The organism is Paraconexibacter sp. AEG42_29 (genome assembly GCF_040581415.1).
Classification (GTDB): Bacteria; Actinomycetota; Thermoleophilia; order Solirubrobacterales; family Solirubrobacteraceae; genus Paraconexibacter.
Genome location: NZ_CP114014.1, coordinates 791,531 through 806,855, shown reverse-complemented (window position 1 = coordinate 806,855; position 15,325 = coordinate 791,531). Strand labels below are relative to the sequence as shown.

At 69.3% G+C, this 15,325-nt stretch carries 16 protein-coding genes; 6 read left to right on the top strand and 10 right to left on the bottom strand.

The window, feature by feature from the left end:
• Positions 1-4: 4 nt before the first annotated feature.
• The 5 genes from DSM112329_RS03850 to DSM112329_RS03830 form a co-directional block, all read right to left on the bottom strand.
• A complete protein-coding gene (locus tag DSM112329_RS03850) occupies positions 5-1,606 on the bottom strand; it encodes a GMC family oxidoreductase N-terminal domain-containing protein (protein WP_354700489.1) in 1,602 nt (533 codons plus the stop codon).
• Between the two features lie 68 nt (positions 1,607-1,674).
• Positions 1,675-2,004 (bottom strand): MmoB/DmpM family protein, encoded by a 330-nt coding sequence (locus DSM112329_RS03845; protein ID WP_354700488.1) that lies wholly within the window; start codon positions 2,002-2,004, stop codon positions 1,675-1,677.
• Positions 2,001-3,080 carry a hypothetical protein gene (locus tag DSM112329_RS03840; protein WP_354700487.1) on the bottom strand — a complete coding sequence of 360 codons (1,080 nt, stop codon included), beginning with the start codon at positions 3,078-3,080 and terminating at the stop codon, positions 2,001-2,003. Before DSM112329_RS03840 ends, DSM112329_RS03845 begins: the two co-directional genes overlap by 4 nt.
• A complete protein-coding gene (locus DSM112329_RS03835; protein ID WP_354700486.1) occupies positions 3,077-4,141 on the bottom strand; it encodes a 2Fe-2S iron-sulfur cluster binding domain-containing protein in 1,065 nt (354 codons plus the stop codon). Before DSM112329_RS03835 ends, DSM112329_RS03840 begins: the two co-directional genes overlap by 4 nt.
• A gap of 33 nt (positions 4,142-4,174) precedes the next feature.
• On the bottom strand, positions 4,175-5,836 hold the full coding sequence (locus tag DSM112329_RS03830) for a methane monooxygenase (protein WP_354700485.1): 1,662 nt from the start codon (positions 5,834-5,836) through the stop codon (positions 4,175-4,177).
• A 301-nt stretch (positions 5,837-6,137) separates the two neighbouring features.
• Between DSM112329_RS03830 and DSM112329_RS03825 the strand changes: the two genes are divergently transcribed.
• Positions 6,138-6,398 (top strand): hypothetical protein, encoded by a 261-nt coding sequence (locus DSM112329_RS03825; RefSeq protein ID WP_354700484.1) that lies wholly within the window; start codon positions 6,138-6,140, stop codon positions 6,396-6,398.
• On the opposite strand, the gene DSM112329_RS03820 is transcribed toward DSM112329_RS03825, so the two are convergent.
• The 3 genes from DSM112329_RS03820 to DSM112329_RS03810 form a co-directional block, all read right to left on the bottom strand.
• Positions 6,395-7,651, bottom strand: a complete 1,257-nt coding sequence (locus DSM112329_RS03820) for a helix-turn-helix domain-containing protein (protein ID WP_354700483.1) — start codon at positions 7,649-7,651, stop codon at positions 6,395-6,397. The genes DSM112329_RS03825 and DSM112329_RS03820 overlap by 4 nt on opposite strands.
• A gap of 423 nt (positions 7,652-8,074) precedes the next feature.
• A complete protein-coding gene (locus DSM112329_RS03815; protein ID WP_354700482.1) occupies positions 8,075-8,860 on the bottom strand; it encodes a methyltransferase domain-containing protein in 786 nt (261 codons plus the stop codon).
• Between the two features lie 37 nt (positions 8,861-8,897).
• Positions 8,898-9,356 carry a MerR family transcriptional regulator gene (locus DSM112329_RS03810; RefSeq protein ID WP_354700481.1) on the bottom strand — a complete coding sequence of 153 codons (459 nt, stop codon included), beginning with the start codon at positions 9,354-9,356 and terminating at the stop codon, positions 8,898-8,900.
• 45 nt (positions 9,357-9,401) lie between these two features.
• Here DSM112329_RS03810 and DSM112329_RS03805 point away from each other — a divergent pair, with 45 nt between their 5' ends.
• The 4 genes from DSM112329_RS03805 (at position 9,402) to DSM112329_RS03790 (ending at position 12,293) form a co-directional block, all read left to right on the top strand.
• On the top strand, positions 9,402-9,998 hold the full coding sequence (locus DSM112329_RS03805) for a hypothetical protein (protein ID WP_354700480.1): 597 nt from the start codon (positions 9,402-9,404) through the stop codon (positions 9,996-9,998).
• A gap of 144 nt (positions 9,999-10,142) precedes the next feature.
• Entirely contained in the window at positions 10,143-10,616 is a 474-nt protein-coding gene (locus DSM112329_RS03800) for a MerR family DNA-binding transcriptional regulator (protein WP_354700479.1), read from the top strand.
• A complete protein-coding gene (locus DSM112329_RS03795) occupies positions 10,616-11,584 on the top strand; it encodes a bile acid:sodium symporter (protein ID WP_354702436.1) in 969 nt (322 codons plus the stop codon). The genes DSM112329_RS03800 and DSM112329_RS03795 overlap by 1 nt, the downstream gene beginning before the upstream one ends.
• 304 nt (positions 11,585-11,888) lie before the next feature.
• Positions 11,889-12,293: a hypothetical protein gene (locus DSM112329_RS03790; RefSeq protein WP_354700478.1), complete on the top strand. Its 405-nt coding sequence runs from the start codon at positions 11,889-11,891 to the stop codon at positions 12,291-12,293.
• A gap of 11 nt (positions 12,294-12,304) precedes the next feature.
• Here the strand turns inward: DSM112329_RS03790 and DSM112329_RS03785 are convergent, their stop codons facing one another.
• Entirely contained in the window at positions 12,305-13,261 is a 957-nt protein-coding gene (locus tag DSM112329_RS03785) for a LuxR C-terminal-related transcriptional regulator (protein WP_354700477.1), read from the bottom strand.
• Positions 13,262-13,395: 134 nt separating this feature from the next.
• Here DSM112329_RS03785 and DSM112329_RS03780 point away from each other — a divergent pair, with 134 nt between their 5' ends.
• Entirely contained in the window at positions 13,396-13,983 is a 588-nt protein-coding gene (locus DSM112329_RS03780) for an SCP2 sterol-binding domain-containing protein (RefSeq protein WP_354700476.1), read from the top strand.
• Between the two features lie 15 nt (positions 13,984-13,998).
• Here DSM112329_RS03780 and DSM112329_RS03775 read toward each other — a convergent pair whose 3' ends face one another.
• Complete coding sequence (locus tag DSM112329_RS03775; RefSeq protein WP_354700475.1) at positions 13,999-15,210, bottom strand: helix-turn-helix domain-containing protein; 1,212 nt, start codon at positions 15,208-15,210, stop codon at positions 13,999-14,001.
• Positions 15,211-15,325 lie beyond the last annotated feature (115 nt).

Genomic DNA, 15,325 nt, shown 5'->3' with positions numbered 1-15,325 from the left:
CGATCTACCCCTGCGCCGTCGCGGTCGTGGCGGGCGCGGCGGCCGCCGCGTCCTCCTTGATCAGGTCGGCGGCCTTCTCGCCGATCATGATCGTCGGCGCGTTCGTGTTGCCGCGGACGATCGACGGCATGATCGACGCGTCGACCACCCGGAGTCCCTGCACGCCGTGCACGCGCAGGCGCGAGTCCACGACCGGGCCGATCGCGCATGTCGAGGTCGGGTGGTAGATCGTCTGGGTCTGCGCCTCGATGACCGTCATCAGGTCCTCGTCGGAGATGTCCGACGGCGGCGCGTTGAAAGGCCCCGTGATGAACGGGCCCAGGGCATCCTGCTCGGCGATCTTCAGCGCCACGCGGGCGCCGGCGAGGATCGTCGCCCGGTCCTCCTCGGTCGTCAGGTAGTTGTGCTGGATGCGCGGCTTGACATAGGGGCTCGGGGCCCGCAGCGTCACCGACCCGGTGCTCGTGGGCTTCACCACGCCCGGGCCGAAGGCGACACCGTGCTCGACCGCGGCGCCGAGGCCCTCTTCGTGGAAGAGCACGGGGGCGACGTGGAACTGGCAGTCGGGCGCGTCGAGGCCCGGGCGGGTGCGGATGAACCCGCCGCCCTCGGCGATGTTGGAGGACAGCGGGCCGCGACCCTCGGTCTGCAGCAGCTCCACGTTCTCCGGCGTCAAGGCGGTCATGAGGGACTCGTAGTCGGCCTTCCAGTTGAACAGCGCCATGCAGTGGTCCTTCAGGCCCTGACCGACCGGCAGGTCCTGACGGACCTCGATGCCGAACAGCGGCAGCGCGTCAGCCGGGCCGATGCCGGAGAGCATCAGCAGTTGCGGGGACTGGTAGGCGCCGGCAGAGAGGATCACCTCACGCGACGCGTGGATCTCCTCGATCGTGCCGGCGTGATCGATCTCCACGCCGCTCGCGCGGTCCCCGTCGAACAGGATCCGCAGCGCCATCGCGTCCGTGATGATCGTGAGGTTCTCGCGGCCCATGTTCGGATGCAGGAAGCGGACCGAGGTGCTGGCGCGCATGCCGTTCTCCTGCGTCGTCTGGAAGCGGCCGAAGCCCTCCTGACGCGCGCCGTTGAAGTCCGGGTTCTTCTCGTGGCCGGCCTGCGCGGCGGCCTCGACGAAGGCGTCGATGACCGGGTTCATCGACCGCGACTCCTTCACCGGGAGCGGCCCGTCGGCGCCGTGGAACTGATCCTCGCCCCGCTCGTTGCTCTCGGACTTCTTGAAGTACGGCAGGACGTCGTCGTAGCCCCAGCCCTCGGCGCCCATCGCCGCCCACTCGTCGTAGTCCGCGCGGTTGCCGCGCATGTAGACCATCGCGTTCATCGATGAGCAGCCGCCGAGCATCTTCGCCCGCGGCAGGTAGGCGCGGCGCCCGCCGAGGCCGGGCTCCGGCTCGGTCGACATGTCCCAGTCGCGGCGGCCCTTGAACAGGGCGCCGAAAGCGGCGGGGATGTGGATCTCGTCGTCGGTGTCCGCGCCGCCGGCCTCCAGCAGCGCGACGGTGACGGACGGGTCCTCGGAGAGGCGGGCGGCGAGCACGGCGCCGGCCGAGCCGGCGCCGACGATGACGTAGTCGTACATGGATGGGTCCATTCGTTTCGATGGTGTCGGCCGCGAACTCCGCGGGCCGCCCTGCTGACGTGGAGTGCTGAGCCGCCGGCTCAGGTGTCGCCGTTGAGGAAGTTCATGGCCTCGATGGGGTCACCGAACAGGATGAGCTTGTCGTCGGTGGTGACCATGCGGCCGTAGTGCGTCGACATCTCGTGCTGGATCGTGTAGGCGTCGACGTCGATGCCGAGCTCCTCGGAGACCTCGTCGTAGTCGATCTCGAGCTTGTCCGCGGCGCGGATGTCCCAGAACGCCGGCTGCTGGATGATCTCCACCCCCGGCTTGCCACGTAGCGCGTCGGCGACCGCGTCGCCCTCAGCGCTGCGCGCCATCACGATCCCGACGAAGTTGTACGTGCTGTCCAGGCCGCCGACGCTGGTCATGCCGGCACCTGCGTCGGCACACTCACGAGGTCAGCTACCCCGGCCGCCGCCCAGATGGTCTGCGCGTCACGGAGGGTGCGCTCCCACGATGCTTCGAAGTCGATCGCCACGGGCAGCTCGTCGACCATGCCCGCGAGCGCCTGCACGGCCTCCAGGGCGAGGGGCATCCAGTCGTCGATCCAGCCGGCGACCAGCTCCCGGTTGCGCTCGCCGTGCTCGGCGTCGCCGAGGACGAGCTTGGCGAAGTCGGCCGTCCACTCGTTGATCCACTGCCACTCAAGCTGCGCGACCCGGCCGATCGTCGGGGTGACGGTGTCCCCGTTGGCACTGGCCGCGCGCATGCCGAGCTCGCGGGAGATCAGCACACCGACCAGCGGCTCGAAGCAGAGGTTGATCGCGACGATCGACTCCCCCCAGTCCACGATGGTCCGGAGCTTCTCGACGAAGCGCCGGGTCGGCTGCCACGCCGGATGCTCCATCCAGCGCTCGCGGGCGGTGTCCATCGGAAACTCGCCGAAGTGCGGCTCGAGATCCAGGGCGTAGAGGACGATCGACTGAGCGAACCGCTGCTTGAGTCCGGCCTGCATGACGACCGCGTGCGTGAGCGTATCCGAGAGCGTGTCGCGGCCGGTCGCGGCGACCGCGAGCCAGAGGCCGTGCTGCACGAACGCCGGGACCTGGAGGTTCACGCGGAGGAACTCCACCCAGGCCGGGTCGAAGTCGGCGAACAGGCCGTCGACGTTCGCTTGGCGGACGGCGCTGTCGATGCCGCGCTCGGACTGCGAGCCCACCTGGTAGAAGGTCCGCTCCCACCAGCCGGCGGGATCGCGGAAGTCGTACCAGTCGGCGACTTCGAGCCGTGTGGAGTCGTCGCTCCAGACGCCGTGGACGCCGTCGAACGAGAGCTGCCAGCCGCGGTCCACGTGGCGGTGGATGGACGGCTGGGTGTCGACGGTGACGTCCTCGTAGACCGAGGCCCTGCGTTTCACGGGGGTGAAGTAGTTGAACGTGCGCTCGTTGTCGTCCGAGCGGGCGCCGGTGCCGTCCTTGATCTGCTTGACCGGGGGTGGGGTCATGTGGCTGTCTCCTGATCGCCTGCGGCGACCGACGTGGTGAACTTGTCGAAGTGGACCTGCGACGCGTCGAGGCTGCGGCCGTCGATGAGCATCTCCGTCGCCGCGTCGACCATCGGGGGCGGGCCGCAGAGGTAGGCCTCGACGTCGGCGTCGATCTCGCCGCTCTTCAGGTAGCGACTGACCGCGTCGTGAACGAAGCCACCTTCGCCGTCCCAGCCGTCTTCCTCGGCTGGGTCGGAGAGCACCGCGACGAAGCGGAAGTCCGGGAGCTGCGCCCCCAACGCCTGGATCTCGTCCAGGTGGAATAGGTCGCGTCGTTGCCGGGCGCCGTAGAAGAAGCGCACTGGCCGGTCGATCCCGTCCCGGGCCATCTGCCGCAGCAGCGCGATCTGCGGGGCCATGCCCGACCCACCGGCCACCATCAGCACCGGGCGATCGTTCTGCCGTAGGCGGAACGCGCCGTACGGCCCGGTGAACGCCAGCTCGGCACCGACGGTCAGCGAGCCGTCCTCGAGCATCCCCGAGAGCCGGCCGCCGGGGTAGCGCTTGATCATGAGCTCGATCTGTCCGTCACCGGGGAGGTTCGCCATCGAGAACGACCGACGCTCCTCCCCATCCGACCCGGGCACGTGGAGGTCGACGTAGTGCCCGGGCGTGAACTCGAAGTCCGACGGCTCGTCGATCCGCAGCACCACGTGGGAGATGTCGTGCGTCAGCTCGCGGATCGTCTCCACGGTCGCCGACCCGTCGCGGATGTCGAAGTCCGACCGGTAGTTCTCCGCGTCGAAGTGCAGCAGCTCGACGGTGATGTCCTCGTCATCCGGCATCGCCCGGCAGAGCAGGGTGTACCCCTGCTCCTCCTCGGAGTCCGACAGCGCGAAGGTCGAGTACGTCTTCAGCGACACCTCGCCCTCCAGCAGGTAGCACTTGCATGCAGAGCACTGGCCCTCACGGCAGCCGTGCACCAGCGAGTACCCCTGGCGGAAGGAGGCGTCGAGAATCGTCTCGTCCGACTCGCAGTCGATCTCCTCGCCGATCGGCTCCAGCAGGATTCGCGGCATCGCCGTCTTCCTCGTCCTCGTCGCGATCCGTCGTCAGACGGTCGTCAGGGGCAGTGGGATGTCGAGCGGCCTGACCTGCACCGGGCCGGGTCCGCCGTTGCGCCCGGTCGCGTCGGTGATGCCTTCCTTATACGCGGAGGACCAGTCGCCGGACGGCAGGCCCATCGCCTTGGCCGTGTTGATGTTCGGGCTCTCGACCGTCATCGCGATCTTGCGAAGGTCGTCGATCGTCCACTTGCCGTCTTCCCGCAGGTGGGGCTGGCCCATGAGCGTCTTGCCGTCCGCGCGGACGAACTCGAGCTGCTGGACGACGTCCGCCAGGTCCTGGCCGTGGAAGCGGTCGAAGTAGTTGCGGTCGCCGACGTACCGGCCCGGGTTGGACTCGTCGAGCCAGCGGCACTCCTTGGAGCAGTAGAACCGCGTGCGGTCGTGCAGCTGCCGGTGGCACATGTCCTCGTCGATGAGGGCCGGCATCGTGCACGTCCAGCAGAACGGCGGGGCCTCGGACATCATCCCCGAGAGCAGCAGCGCCTGCTCAGCCGGATCGTCGAGCTCACGGTAGGCCTCCCAGAAGAAGCCGTACTCGTTGTACCAGCCGGGGTACTTGCTCTCGAACCACTCGAAGTCCTTCTCGTCGAGGCCGTCGAACTTCCAGAAGTGCATCGGCCAGGTCGCGAACGCGAGCATCGCCATCTTGTGATGCAGGCCCTTGGTGATGCGCTCGCGCGCCCGCTCGAAGATGTGCGGATCCATGTCCAGGCCAAGCTTGCCCATCTTCAGGATGTAGGCGCGGTACCAGTCGTCGCGGATCCAGCGGTCCCACTTGTTCAGGAACGACTCGTCGTCGGAGCGGTCCTTGGAGAAGTACTCCATGACGACCGCGGTGAAAACGTCCAGGAACGCGTGGTTGATCCACCACGCCTGCTGCAGGTCCCGCTCGATGAACGGGATGTTCCGGTCGTCCTGCAGGACGGTCAGCAGCGTCGCGTAGCCGTTGGAGATGTGGCGCGCCTCGTCGGACTGCACCGACAGGTACGTGGTGGGAAGCGTGAAGTCGCCGTTGCGCGCGGCGACGTCGGGCAGGGCGACGAACGCGACGTTGGTGAACGCGGTCTCGGCGACGACCTGGAGCGCGAACGCGCACTGGATGGGGTCGCCGACCATAAAGTGGTTGGCGAAGTTCATCCCGCCGAGCGTGAAGATGTCCCGCGGCATCGCCTTCTGCATCTGGTTCCAGCCGCCCGGATCCGGCGCGTGCTTTGCGTACCAGCGGCCGAGGGCCATCTGCATGCCCGTGTGGCGGACCTCGTCCATGTACTGCACGTGGTAGCCGTTGCGCAGCTCGTTCGACGGGATCGCGTCGATGAGCATCGACATGCAGCGGCCGGCGCCGATCTCAGCGTAGTTCGTGACCGTGAGGAAGGGCTTGAGGATCTCGAGCCAGCGCTCGTGCGTCTTGTTCGGCATGTCCGCGCGCACCGCCGCGTCGTGGCCGCCGTAGACGCGGTCGTCCTTCTCCAGCTCCATTGGGAGGTACTCCCGCATGATCTGCTTCATCGGGTCCTTGGACTTGGACGGGATGTGGTAGCGGGTCGGGTACCGCGGGACCGCGTCGTGGTAGGTCGGCTCCCACCCCAGCTGCGCGATGCGGTCGTGGGTCTGCGTGATGCTGCGGCGCTTGGACTTCGAGGACACGGCGTTTCTCCCGGTTCGGCCAGAGGTGGTTCGACCGTACGCCGGACGCAACGCCACGCTCAATCCGCTGATCGGGTCATAAGCGTTGATCCTTCGGACATATCGCCGGGTGCCCGGTCTCCCGGGCGGGCGCGGGGCGCGCTCGTCGGCCTGCGGTGCCCTGGATGCCCGCCGGCCGCCCGCTTCCGAGCGTTATCGCGCATGCCGCCTCGCTGGGTGTGGGCGACTTACACCGATCGGTGACAAATCGTGGTCGCGAGCACCGTATCGGGGCGCAAACACCCGGCGTACGGTCGCTTCCATGCTCACCGTCACCAGCAACGACAACACCCTGCTCGCCGATCTCGACCGCGCCTCCGCCGAGGTACAGCCCGCGTTCGCGGCGGGCGGAAGCGCGTCGATGGCAGTAGCCATCCGCCGCACCGCGGAGCGGCGTGCGGCACAGGCCGCACGCGGCCGCCGCATCCGGTTCGCCGTCCTGCTCCCGGTCGGCGTCGTCGGGCTGGCCGGGTTCGCCATGCTGACGTCGATGATGACGACGTACTTCCTTCAGGCGGCCTAGCCGGACGACCGCCCGGCGGCGGCGGCGGCGAGCTTGATCGCGATCAGCAGCTCGATCACGTCGTTCAGCCGACGCAGGTCCCGCCCACTGCGCTCGGCGATTCGCGCGAGCCGCTTGTGGGCGGTGTTGACGTGCACGAACAGACGCTCCGCTGTGAGCTTGACGTTGAGGTCGGCGGCGGCGTAGGCCAGCAGTGTGTCGGTGAGGACGCCGCCGGCTGCGAGGTCTTCGGCGACGAACGCCGCGATCTCGGGAGCGACCATCCGAGCGGCGGTGCCGTCCCCCGTGAGCGTCAGGTAGTCGAACGCCGTGATGCCGCAGAGGCACATGACGTGCCTGGCCTCGCTGCTCATGGCCCGGGCCACGCACGCCTCGCGGTAGGCGGCCGGGGCCTGCACCAGGCCGGTGACGATCGTGCTCACACCGATGCGGAGCGGCATGTCCTCGGCGGCGAGGCGGGCTCTTAGCGCATCCAGCGCGTCGGCCACCGCCCGTCCGCATCCCGGTCCGACCGGCAGCACCGCGACGATTTCGTCACCACGTTGGACGGCGAGCGGCGCCGTGTTGCGGGCGACGACGCGGCCGATGGCCGTCGCGGCGGTCCGCAGCGTACTCGGCTCCATGCGCCGGTCCGCGAGGGCGCTGACGACGACGAAGCTCGCCCCGGTCGAGAGGCCGGCGGCCCCCAACGCCTCAGCCCGCGGGCCGGGACGGACCCCGGCAGCGCCGAGCAGATCCTCGAGCACGTCGCGCCGCACGCGCTCACCCTCGGCCAGCAGCAGCTGCTCGACCTCGAGGTAGACCTCAGCGACGCGCGTCGAAGCGATGTTGATGTACTCGGCGACCGGGTCAACGAGCGTCAGCGCCACCGCCCGCGACTCGTCGTCGTCGGCGTCACGGACCAGCGAGCGCCAGATGTGCCGCAAGCCGATCCGGAAGGCGTGAAGGAACTCGTCGAGCGCGATCTCATGCTGCGCGCGACGGGCGGTCGGCGCACGCAGGAACACCAGCTCCTCCTCGGTCGGCGGTCCGCCTCGCCGCAGGGTGCAGATCAGCGTCGCGATGTTGCGCTCCACGTGTTGGCACACATCGGAGAAGAAGCGCTCGCTGTGCGATGCCGCGTAGGCCGGGATCTCGTCGAAGATCGCGTGGGTCGCGTCGCGCGCCGTCTCGACCGTCCGCGACTCGAGCCCTCCGACCAGCCGCGCGCCCGCAGCCGACAGCGGCGCCGCGTATCCCGGGGTCGCGGTCACCGTGTGTCCCGGATACGCCCGGGAACGATTCCGGGACGGCAGACGCCCGTGCGGTGAGACCGCCAGACATCCGTCAGCATGTGCGCACCCTCGCTTCCGCCCGCGACGCTGCGGGTCCGTCGCCTCCGTGAGCGATCGACCCTAGCTGCGGCCTCTCGCGCTGCGCAAGGACCGCTACGGGTTTCGTCCGAAAGACGAACGCGAACGGCCCTTCGATCAATCGCCGCGGCGTCGTCATGCCCTACCGCCTTCGCTTGACGCCTGTGGCGCGCGGCAGATGGAGAACCGCGACAACGCGGCCATCTACGGCCCCGCAGGGCTCCCGGACTCTCCGTCGACGAACAAGCGGTTCCGCTAAGCGTGAGGGAAGCCGCGTCGTGTGTTCAGACTGCCAGAGCGTACGACGCGGAATCTCGTCACGTGTCAGCGACGGGTGCCGGTGAAGCAGAACTGCAGGCAGGCGAAGTAGTACTCATTGCGTTCGCCAAGTTGGCGTTGCTCCGCGGCCCAGTCCTCGGCGTCGTGGTGGGAGAGGCCGTTACGGCCGGCGATGAAGTTGCGGATGAGTGAGGAGATCCCCGCGCCGTAGGTGTCGGGATCCATGGGGCCGGCGGCAGCGAACGGGTGTGCCTGCATCTGGACGTTGTCGAAGCCGGCCTGGGTCATGCGCGAGGCGAGAGTTCGAGGAAGCGCGGGGTGGGTGAGGTGCTCGTCCCATGCGTCGAGCGCGCGGCGCATGCGGTCGGTGTCTGTCGTGTGCCAGGAGACGGTGGTCCAGTCGATGTCCCAGACGACGACGCGGCCACCGGGGCGCAGGACGCGGTGCAGTTCGGCGAGCGCGGCGGCGATGTCGGGGACGTACTCGAGCACTTGGACGCAGATCGCGCCGTCGAAGCGGCCGGATGCTGCGGGCAGCGATGTCGCTTGGCCGGGGTGCAGCTGGACGTTCGAGTGCTGAGCGCAGCGGGCCTCGGCGAGCGCCAGCATCTGCGGGCTGCTGTCGACGCCGGTCACCGATCCGTTCACGCCGATGTCGAGGAGCAGTTCGGCGGTGGTGAATCCGGGCCCGCAGCCGACGTCGATGATGTGCTCGCCGGGGGCGGCTCTCAGCGCGCTGCGGGCGAGTGATCGGCGGCGGACGGCGTCGCGGGTGCGGTAGAGCTCCTCGAGCTCCTGGCCGGCGCGTTCGTCGAAAGCGAGCTGGCTCATCGGACGACCCTCGCAGATCAGCGTCGACCGGCCTGAGCTACGCGGACCGGTGGGCGCTGCCGGCAACCTGTGTGACGGTGATGGGGTTGTGCTGTAGTTCGGTGCTCGCGGTGAAAAGCGCGCAGACGTCAAGGCTCGCGCATGAGCAGTCGGTTGCCGTGGTGAGCCAGCCGCGCATCGCCTGGGCGCGGCGGATCAGGGCGTCGATCTCGGGGAGCTTTCGCTCGGCGAGGTCGCGGATCGCTTCGAACGCGAGACTGTCTGCGGCGGCTTGATCCAGGAGCAGCCGCGCCTCGTCAAGCGTGAAGCCGCCGCGTTTGGCGATCTCGAGCACTTCCAAGCGCCGGATCGCGTCGGGGCCGTAGCGGCGCTGGCCGGAGACGCGCTCGGGCGGGGGGAGGACGCCTTGGCGTTCGTAGTAGCGGATCGCGGAGGTGTTGAGATCGAAGCGGGCGGCGAGCTGCCCGATCGTCAAACGCGTTTCGGCGGTCGTCACTTTGGTCCTTGACTTGAACATGGGTTCAAGGTGCAAGGTAGCGGCATGACCGAGCTGAGGATCTCCCCCTCCCACCGCACCCCGGATGCGACGCCGATCGCGTGCTCGCTTGACGCCCGCGACTACGCCGAGCGGCTCGCGCAGATGACCGCGCTCGGTGCCGAGGCGCTGATCGACTCCCGTCGGGACGGCGCCCACGCCGAGCTGCGTTTCACGGCCGTTCCGGGAGGTCGCGACCGCGTCGCGGCGATCGCCGCAGCGGAGGAGGAGTGCTGCGCCTTCCTGCACATGAAGGTAGTGGACGAGCCCAACGAGGTGAAGCTGACGATCGACGGGCCAGCCGACGCAGCTGTTGTCATCGAGGATCTCGTCGACGCGTTCCGCGGCCCGGAGCGCCCTCTCCGGACGTCGCGGGTGCCGGTCAAGGTAGTCGGCAAGAGCGGCGCCGCGGTCGCCGGCGCCAGCGTCTTGATGGTGCTGTGCTGCGCCGTCGGCCCAGCGGTCCTCGGCGCTGTAGCCGGCGCCATGATCGGCGGCTGGTTCGGGATCGCAGCCGCAGTCCTCGTCGCGGTCGGCGTAGGCCTCGGAGTGCAGCGCCGCAAGGGCGCCAGCGGCACCGGCAGCTGCAGCTGCAGCTGTTGATGCGCGACCGCGCGGGTGGCCGCTGACGTGCTCGAGTCTGCCCGGGTCGTGATCGGCGCCCGTGACGCTACGCGTCACATGACGCCGAGCCGTTGCCCGGCTCGCTTGACCTCGTACCTGGGTGCAGCGTTTAGCGTGCCGGGCGTGACCGCGCTTCAAATCTCAGAGGCCGCCGCCGCCAGCGGCGTGCCCGTCTCGACGCCTCGTTACTCCGAGCGGATCGGCCTCCTCGAACCCGGCCGCACCTCGTCCGGCTATCGCGTCTACGACAACGCCGTCCGCGACCGGCTCGAGTTCGTTCTGGCGATTGAGCGCCTCGGGGTCCCGCTGGGCCGGGTCGCCGATGTGCTGCGGGCGCGGGACAAGGGGCCGTGCTCCACCGTCAGGCGTGAGCTGCGCGAGCAACTGGTCGACCAGGTCGCCGCCACGCTGCGGCAGATCCAAGAGCTGCGGGCGCTCGAGCGACGGTTCGCCGACGGCTTTGAGCGGCTCGACGCGCTGCCCGACCAGGCCACTGGCTGCTCGTTTCTCCGCGCCCCGCACCCATTCACCACCGACCCTCCCGCTCCGCTCGGGGCCGGGGCCGGGGCCGGGGCCGGGGCCGGGGCCGGGGAATGATGGCGCTGGGCGAGCGCCTTGAGCGCCACCAGGTCCCCATCTACCTCCTCGCTGTCGCCGCCGGTGGTCTGACCGGAGTGGTCGCCCCCGGCAGCGAGGCCGCGTTCGAGACGCTTATCTACCCCGTCCTCGGCGCCCTGCTGTACGTCACGTTCCTGCAGGTGCCATTCCCCGAGCTGCGCTCAGCGTTCAACGACCGCCGCTTCCTCGTCGCCGTCATCACCGTCAACTTCGTGATCGTCCCCCCGATCGCCTACGCACTCAGCCTCCTCGCCCCCGGCGGGCAGGCCGTCCAACTCGGCATCCTGATGGTCCTCCTCACCCCGTGCATCGACTACGTCATCGTCTTCACGCGCCTGGCCGGCGGCGACGAGCGACGACTGCTCGCCGCTGCCCCGCTGCTGATGCTCGCGCAGATGGCGTTGCTCCCCATGTACCTCTGGCTGTTTCTGGGCTCAGACCTCGCCGACATCGTCGAGCCCGGTCCCTTCCTGGAGGCGTTCCTCATCCTCATCGTCGCCCCGCTCGCCCTAGCCTGGGCGACGGAGAGCGCGGCCGCTCGATCACCGTCCGCAGCCCACATCAAGGCCGCCCTGGACCTCACGCCTGTCGCCCTGATGGCAGCGACGCTCGTCGTCGTCGTCGCCTCCCAGACCCCGCGCGTCCAAGACGACCTGGGTCAGATCGCCGGCGTCGTCCCGCTCTACGCCGCGTTCTTGCTCGCAATGGCCGTCATCGGCCGACAGGCAGCCCGCACCCTGCGACTGAGCGCTCCCGTCGGCCGCGCGCTGCTCTTCACCGGCGCGACCCGCAACTCGCTCGTCGTGCTCCCGCTCGCACTCTCCCTCCCTGACCGGTACACGCTGACTGCCGTCGTCATCGTCACCCAGACCCTGGTCGAAGTCCTCGGCATGGTCGCCTACGTCCGGCTCGCCCCTCGATTGCTCCCCGCCCGACCGGCCGACTGACCAGCCGGACCGCGCGAGATCGTTCAATGCTGAGACGCCGCCAGGATGGCTGCAGTGCCAAGCGCCGCTGGCCGCCGGCTCACGCCACCGGTCTCCGTGCAGGCCGCCAGCGGCTATCCGGTTCACGTGGGAGGCCGCGCTGAACCGTCGCCACCGGGCCGGGAAGCTCGTTGAGCTCGGTGGAGGCACGAATGACGTCGGGCGCGTCAGTTGCTGGGACGCTGACGATGTCTACCCGATCGGGTCACGCCTGCGGTTCCTTCGGTCAATAGTCGCGGTGCGAGGCCCGGCTTAGCGTCGCCTCATGCCCTACTTCGCTGATCCAGCCGACGCCTACAAGTACCTCGCCGGGGTCTGGCGCGAGGCCGCGGTCCACCCTGAGGTCGGTCCGGCGCTGATGGCCGCGGACATCGTGCTGCAGCTGCGCTACGACGATCCGGAATGCCAGACAACCGTGCGGCTGGCGGACCCGATCGAGGTCATCGAGGGCGACACCGAGGTCGTCCCGGTCGTCACCCTCACGCTGTCCGCCGATCTCGCCAACCAGTACTGGCGGGGTGAGCTCAACCTCGCGGCAGCGCTCGCACGTGGCCGGGCCAAGAGCAAGGGGCCGGTCAACAAGATCCTAAAACTGGTCCCCCTCACCCGCCCCATGTTTCCGATCTACTGCGAGCTGACTGCGGAGAAGGACGAGGTCGCCGCCCTCTGAGCGACGGCGACCTACGACGGGGGCGGCGCGGCACGCAGGAACTTCGCGACCGCCTCCGCGCGGTTGGACGCGCCGAGCTTCTTAAGGATGTGGTGGACGTGCGCTTTCGCGGTGCTCTCGCTGATAAAGAGCCGCCGCGCGATCACGGCGTTCGTCGCGCCGGCGACCAGCAGCTGGATGACCTCGCGCTCGCGGACGCTGAGACACTCGCGCACCGCGGGATCCCAGACGAGGTCGATCGCCCGCTGCGGCCCCGCCTCCGCGGCACCCGGGTGCACCTGGAAGTCGATCACCGCTGCCGTCTGCGCGACGGCGGAGATCTCGCCGGACAGCGCCTGGAGCTGCGCGCGCTGGCGCTCGAGGTGCCGACGCAAGACCTGGCGCTCCAGAATCAAGCCCACCCCGATGACGAACGCGGACAGAATCGTCCTGTCGATCTCACCGACCTCCCGGTCGTGAAAGTGGTGGTCGGCGTGCAGGAACCCGATGACCTGGTCCTCGCACAGGATCGGCGCGGCGACATACCCGCGCGTCTGGGTCAGCTCCACCAGCGCCCGCGGCGTGTGAGGGTCGTTCTGGGCGTCGGCCACGATCGCGGCGGACCGGCGGCGCACAAGCTCGGTCTCGACGATGAACTCGCGCAAGTGCGGTCTGCCGCGCGGCTCCTTGCCGACGCGGAGGGCGTCGGCTGCCCACTCCTCATGCCCGTGGAAGTACACGCTCTGGGCCACCAGTTCGTCACCCACGACGACGAACACGATGCAACGATCGAACCCACACTTCCGGCTGGCGGCGATCGCCACGGCGTCGAACAACTGGTCCGGCACCTCCATCTCGCGCAACTCGGCGAGCGCGCAGGACATCCCGCGGAACGCCCGGTGCAGTCGCACGCCGTCGTCGACCGCGACCGGCGAGATGACCGACGCCGAACGCGTGTCGCTGACCTGACTGTCCGGCGCCGCTCGCATCTGGCTACTCTGCCGCCGTTTCCGACGACGATGTTGGGCTGTCGAGCGGCTTCTGCGGCGGGATTTGGTCGGTTCGACGAAAGCAGCGCTCGGCGACCGGGCGCGCGCGGCGCGGGCAGGTGATCGAACGGGCGATGACGTCGCACCTTCCGGCCACTATCACCGCGACACCGCGCCGCCTACCGTCGAGCTTTAGCGGCGAAGTACCGAACGGAGGTCGCATGCCTGATAAGGATCAGTCCCACGCAACGCCGACGCTGGTCGCGTCGCAACCCGCCGGTCGCCCGACCGCCGAGCCGCCGACCGCCGAACAGGCGCAGGCCGTCTTCAGTGCCTTCGAGCGGATCATGAACGTCGCTGCCACGCACGGCGAGATCGGCGAGCGCCTCGCCTTCGCGCAGACGGTCACCCACGTCCACCTTCGTGACTCCCCGCAGCACCTCACCCTCACCTTGCTGTTCGACCGGGTCCCGATCGAAGTGGCCGAGGGGCCGATCGGTCAGCCCGAGATCGAGCTCTGGATCGACACCGACGACGTCCTGCGCTTCTGGACCGGGGAGATGCATCTGGCCATGGGCATCATGAAGGGCAAAATCGAGTTCGCAGGCCCCGTGCGCAAGCTGCTGCGCATCGTTCCGATCGCCCGCCGCTTGGTCGGCGACTTCCAGAACATGGCGGCGGCGGAGAACCTCATCAGGTCCGACGACCGCGGGGCCGGGTAGCGGCGTCAGCGATGGTCACCGCGACCCCGATGAATGGGGGTCGCCGTCGATCAGGGGCGCCAGCAGCGTCGCCGCGTGCAGCGGGCCGGCCGTCGCGTCGTCGAAGCCGCTGAGCTCCGCCGCGCGGCGCACGCGGTAGGCGACGGTGTTCACGTGAAGCCCGAGTGCCCGCGCCGTCTGCGCGTAGCTCTGTCGCTGTCCGTAGAAGCAGGCCAGCGTCGCCAGCAGACGGCGCGGGCCGACGCGGTCCTCGCCCAACGGGCCAAGCGTCGCGACGGCGAAGCGCCGCGCAGCGTCAACGTCACGGGTCAGGAGATCGACGACGGCGACGTCCGAAAAGCGCGTGAGCGTCCGGTCGAAGCGCAGCAACGTCGCGACCCGCTGCGCGCGCTCGGCTTCATCCGCAGTGCGTATGAAGCCGGCCAAACCCGTCCCGCGCGTCCCGACCGCCGCACGGATGCCGTCGGGCCGAAGCAGCGCGTCAAGGTTAGCGGCGGACGGCGTCGCGATCGGCCCCATGAACCAGGCACGGAGGTGCGCCGGCGACACGCGCGCCGTTAGCGGCCGCGCGCGCGACTGGCCGTCGACCTGCTGATGGATCTCGGCTAGAACCGCCTCGAGCCGATCCCGGGCCTGTCCCGGCGCCCCTGGTTCGACCCACAGATGCACCGCGGTGTGCTCGCGTCGCAGGTCGTAGCCGAGCCGGCCGCTGGCGACGGTCTCGTCGACGTGGTCACCGCGAAGGACTCGTGCCAGTTCTGCGCTGCGCACCGCATCGATGCCGCGCAGCCGGCGAGCCGTTTCCTCTACGTGCGCGTCCGTGAGCGGACCCGAGATCGCGTCCACCCATTTGAAGGAGAACGCCGAGATCGCTTGTACCGCCTCCAGGATCACCAGCGGCGTGGCCCCGCTTGCGGTGAGCGCACGGTGCCATTCAGCCTGGTAGCGCGCCTGGCCGACCCGAAAGACCCGGAGGAGCGTGTCACTCGGGAGCCCGTGCTCGACCAGGCTCCGTGCCCAGTCCAACGAGTCCTGAGGAGGTGCGACGACGGCCGGATCGCTCCACGAGCGTGCCATCGCCGTCAGCAACGTGGCGCTGCCGCGGGCGACGTCCATCAGACCTTCCTTCAGGGCGGGGCGCTGCGCCAACGCCGGAATCTCGCCGAGGACCACCGTCTGCAGGTCGAGAGCGATCTGCTCGATGCGGGCATCGATGTCACCGGCCACTCTCGTAATGAGGGACGCGCATGCGGGCGAACGGCTCGCGAGGGCGCTGCCGGATGTCTGCGTCCCCAACGGCACGAAACGACCATCCCACACCCGCCAACGCGCCAGCAAGCAC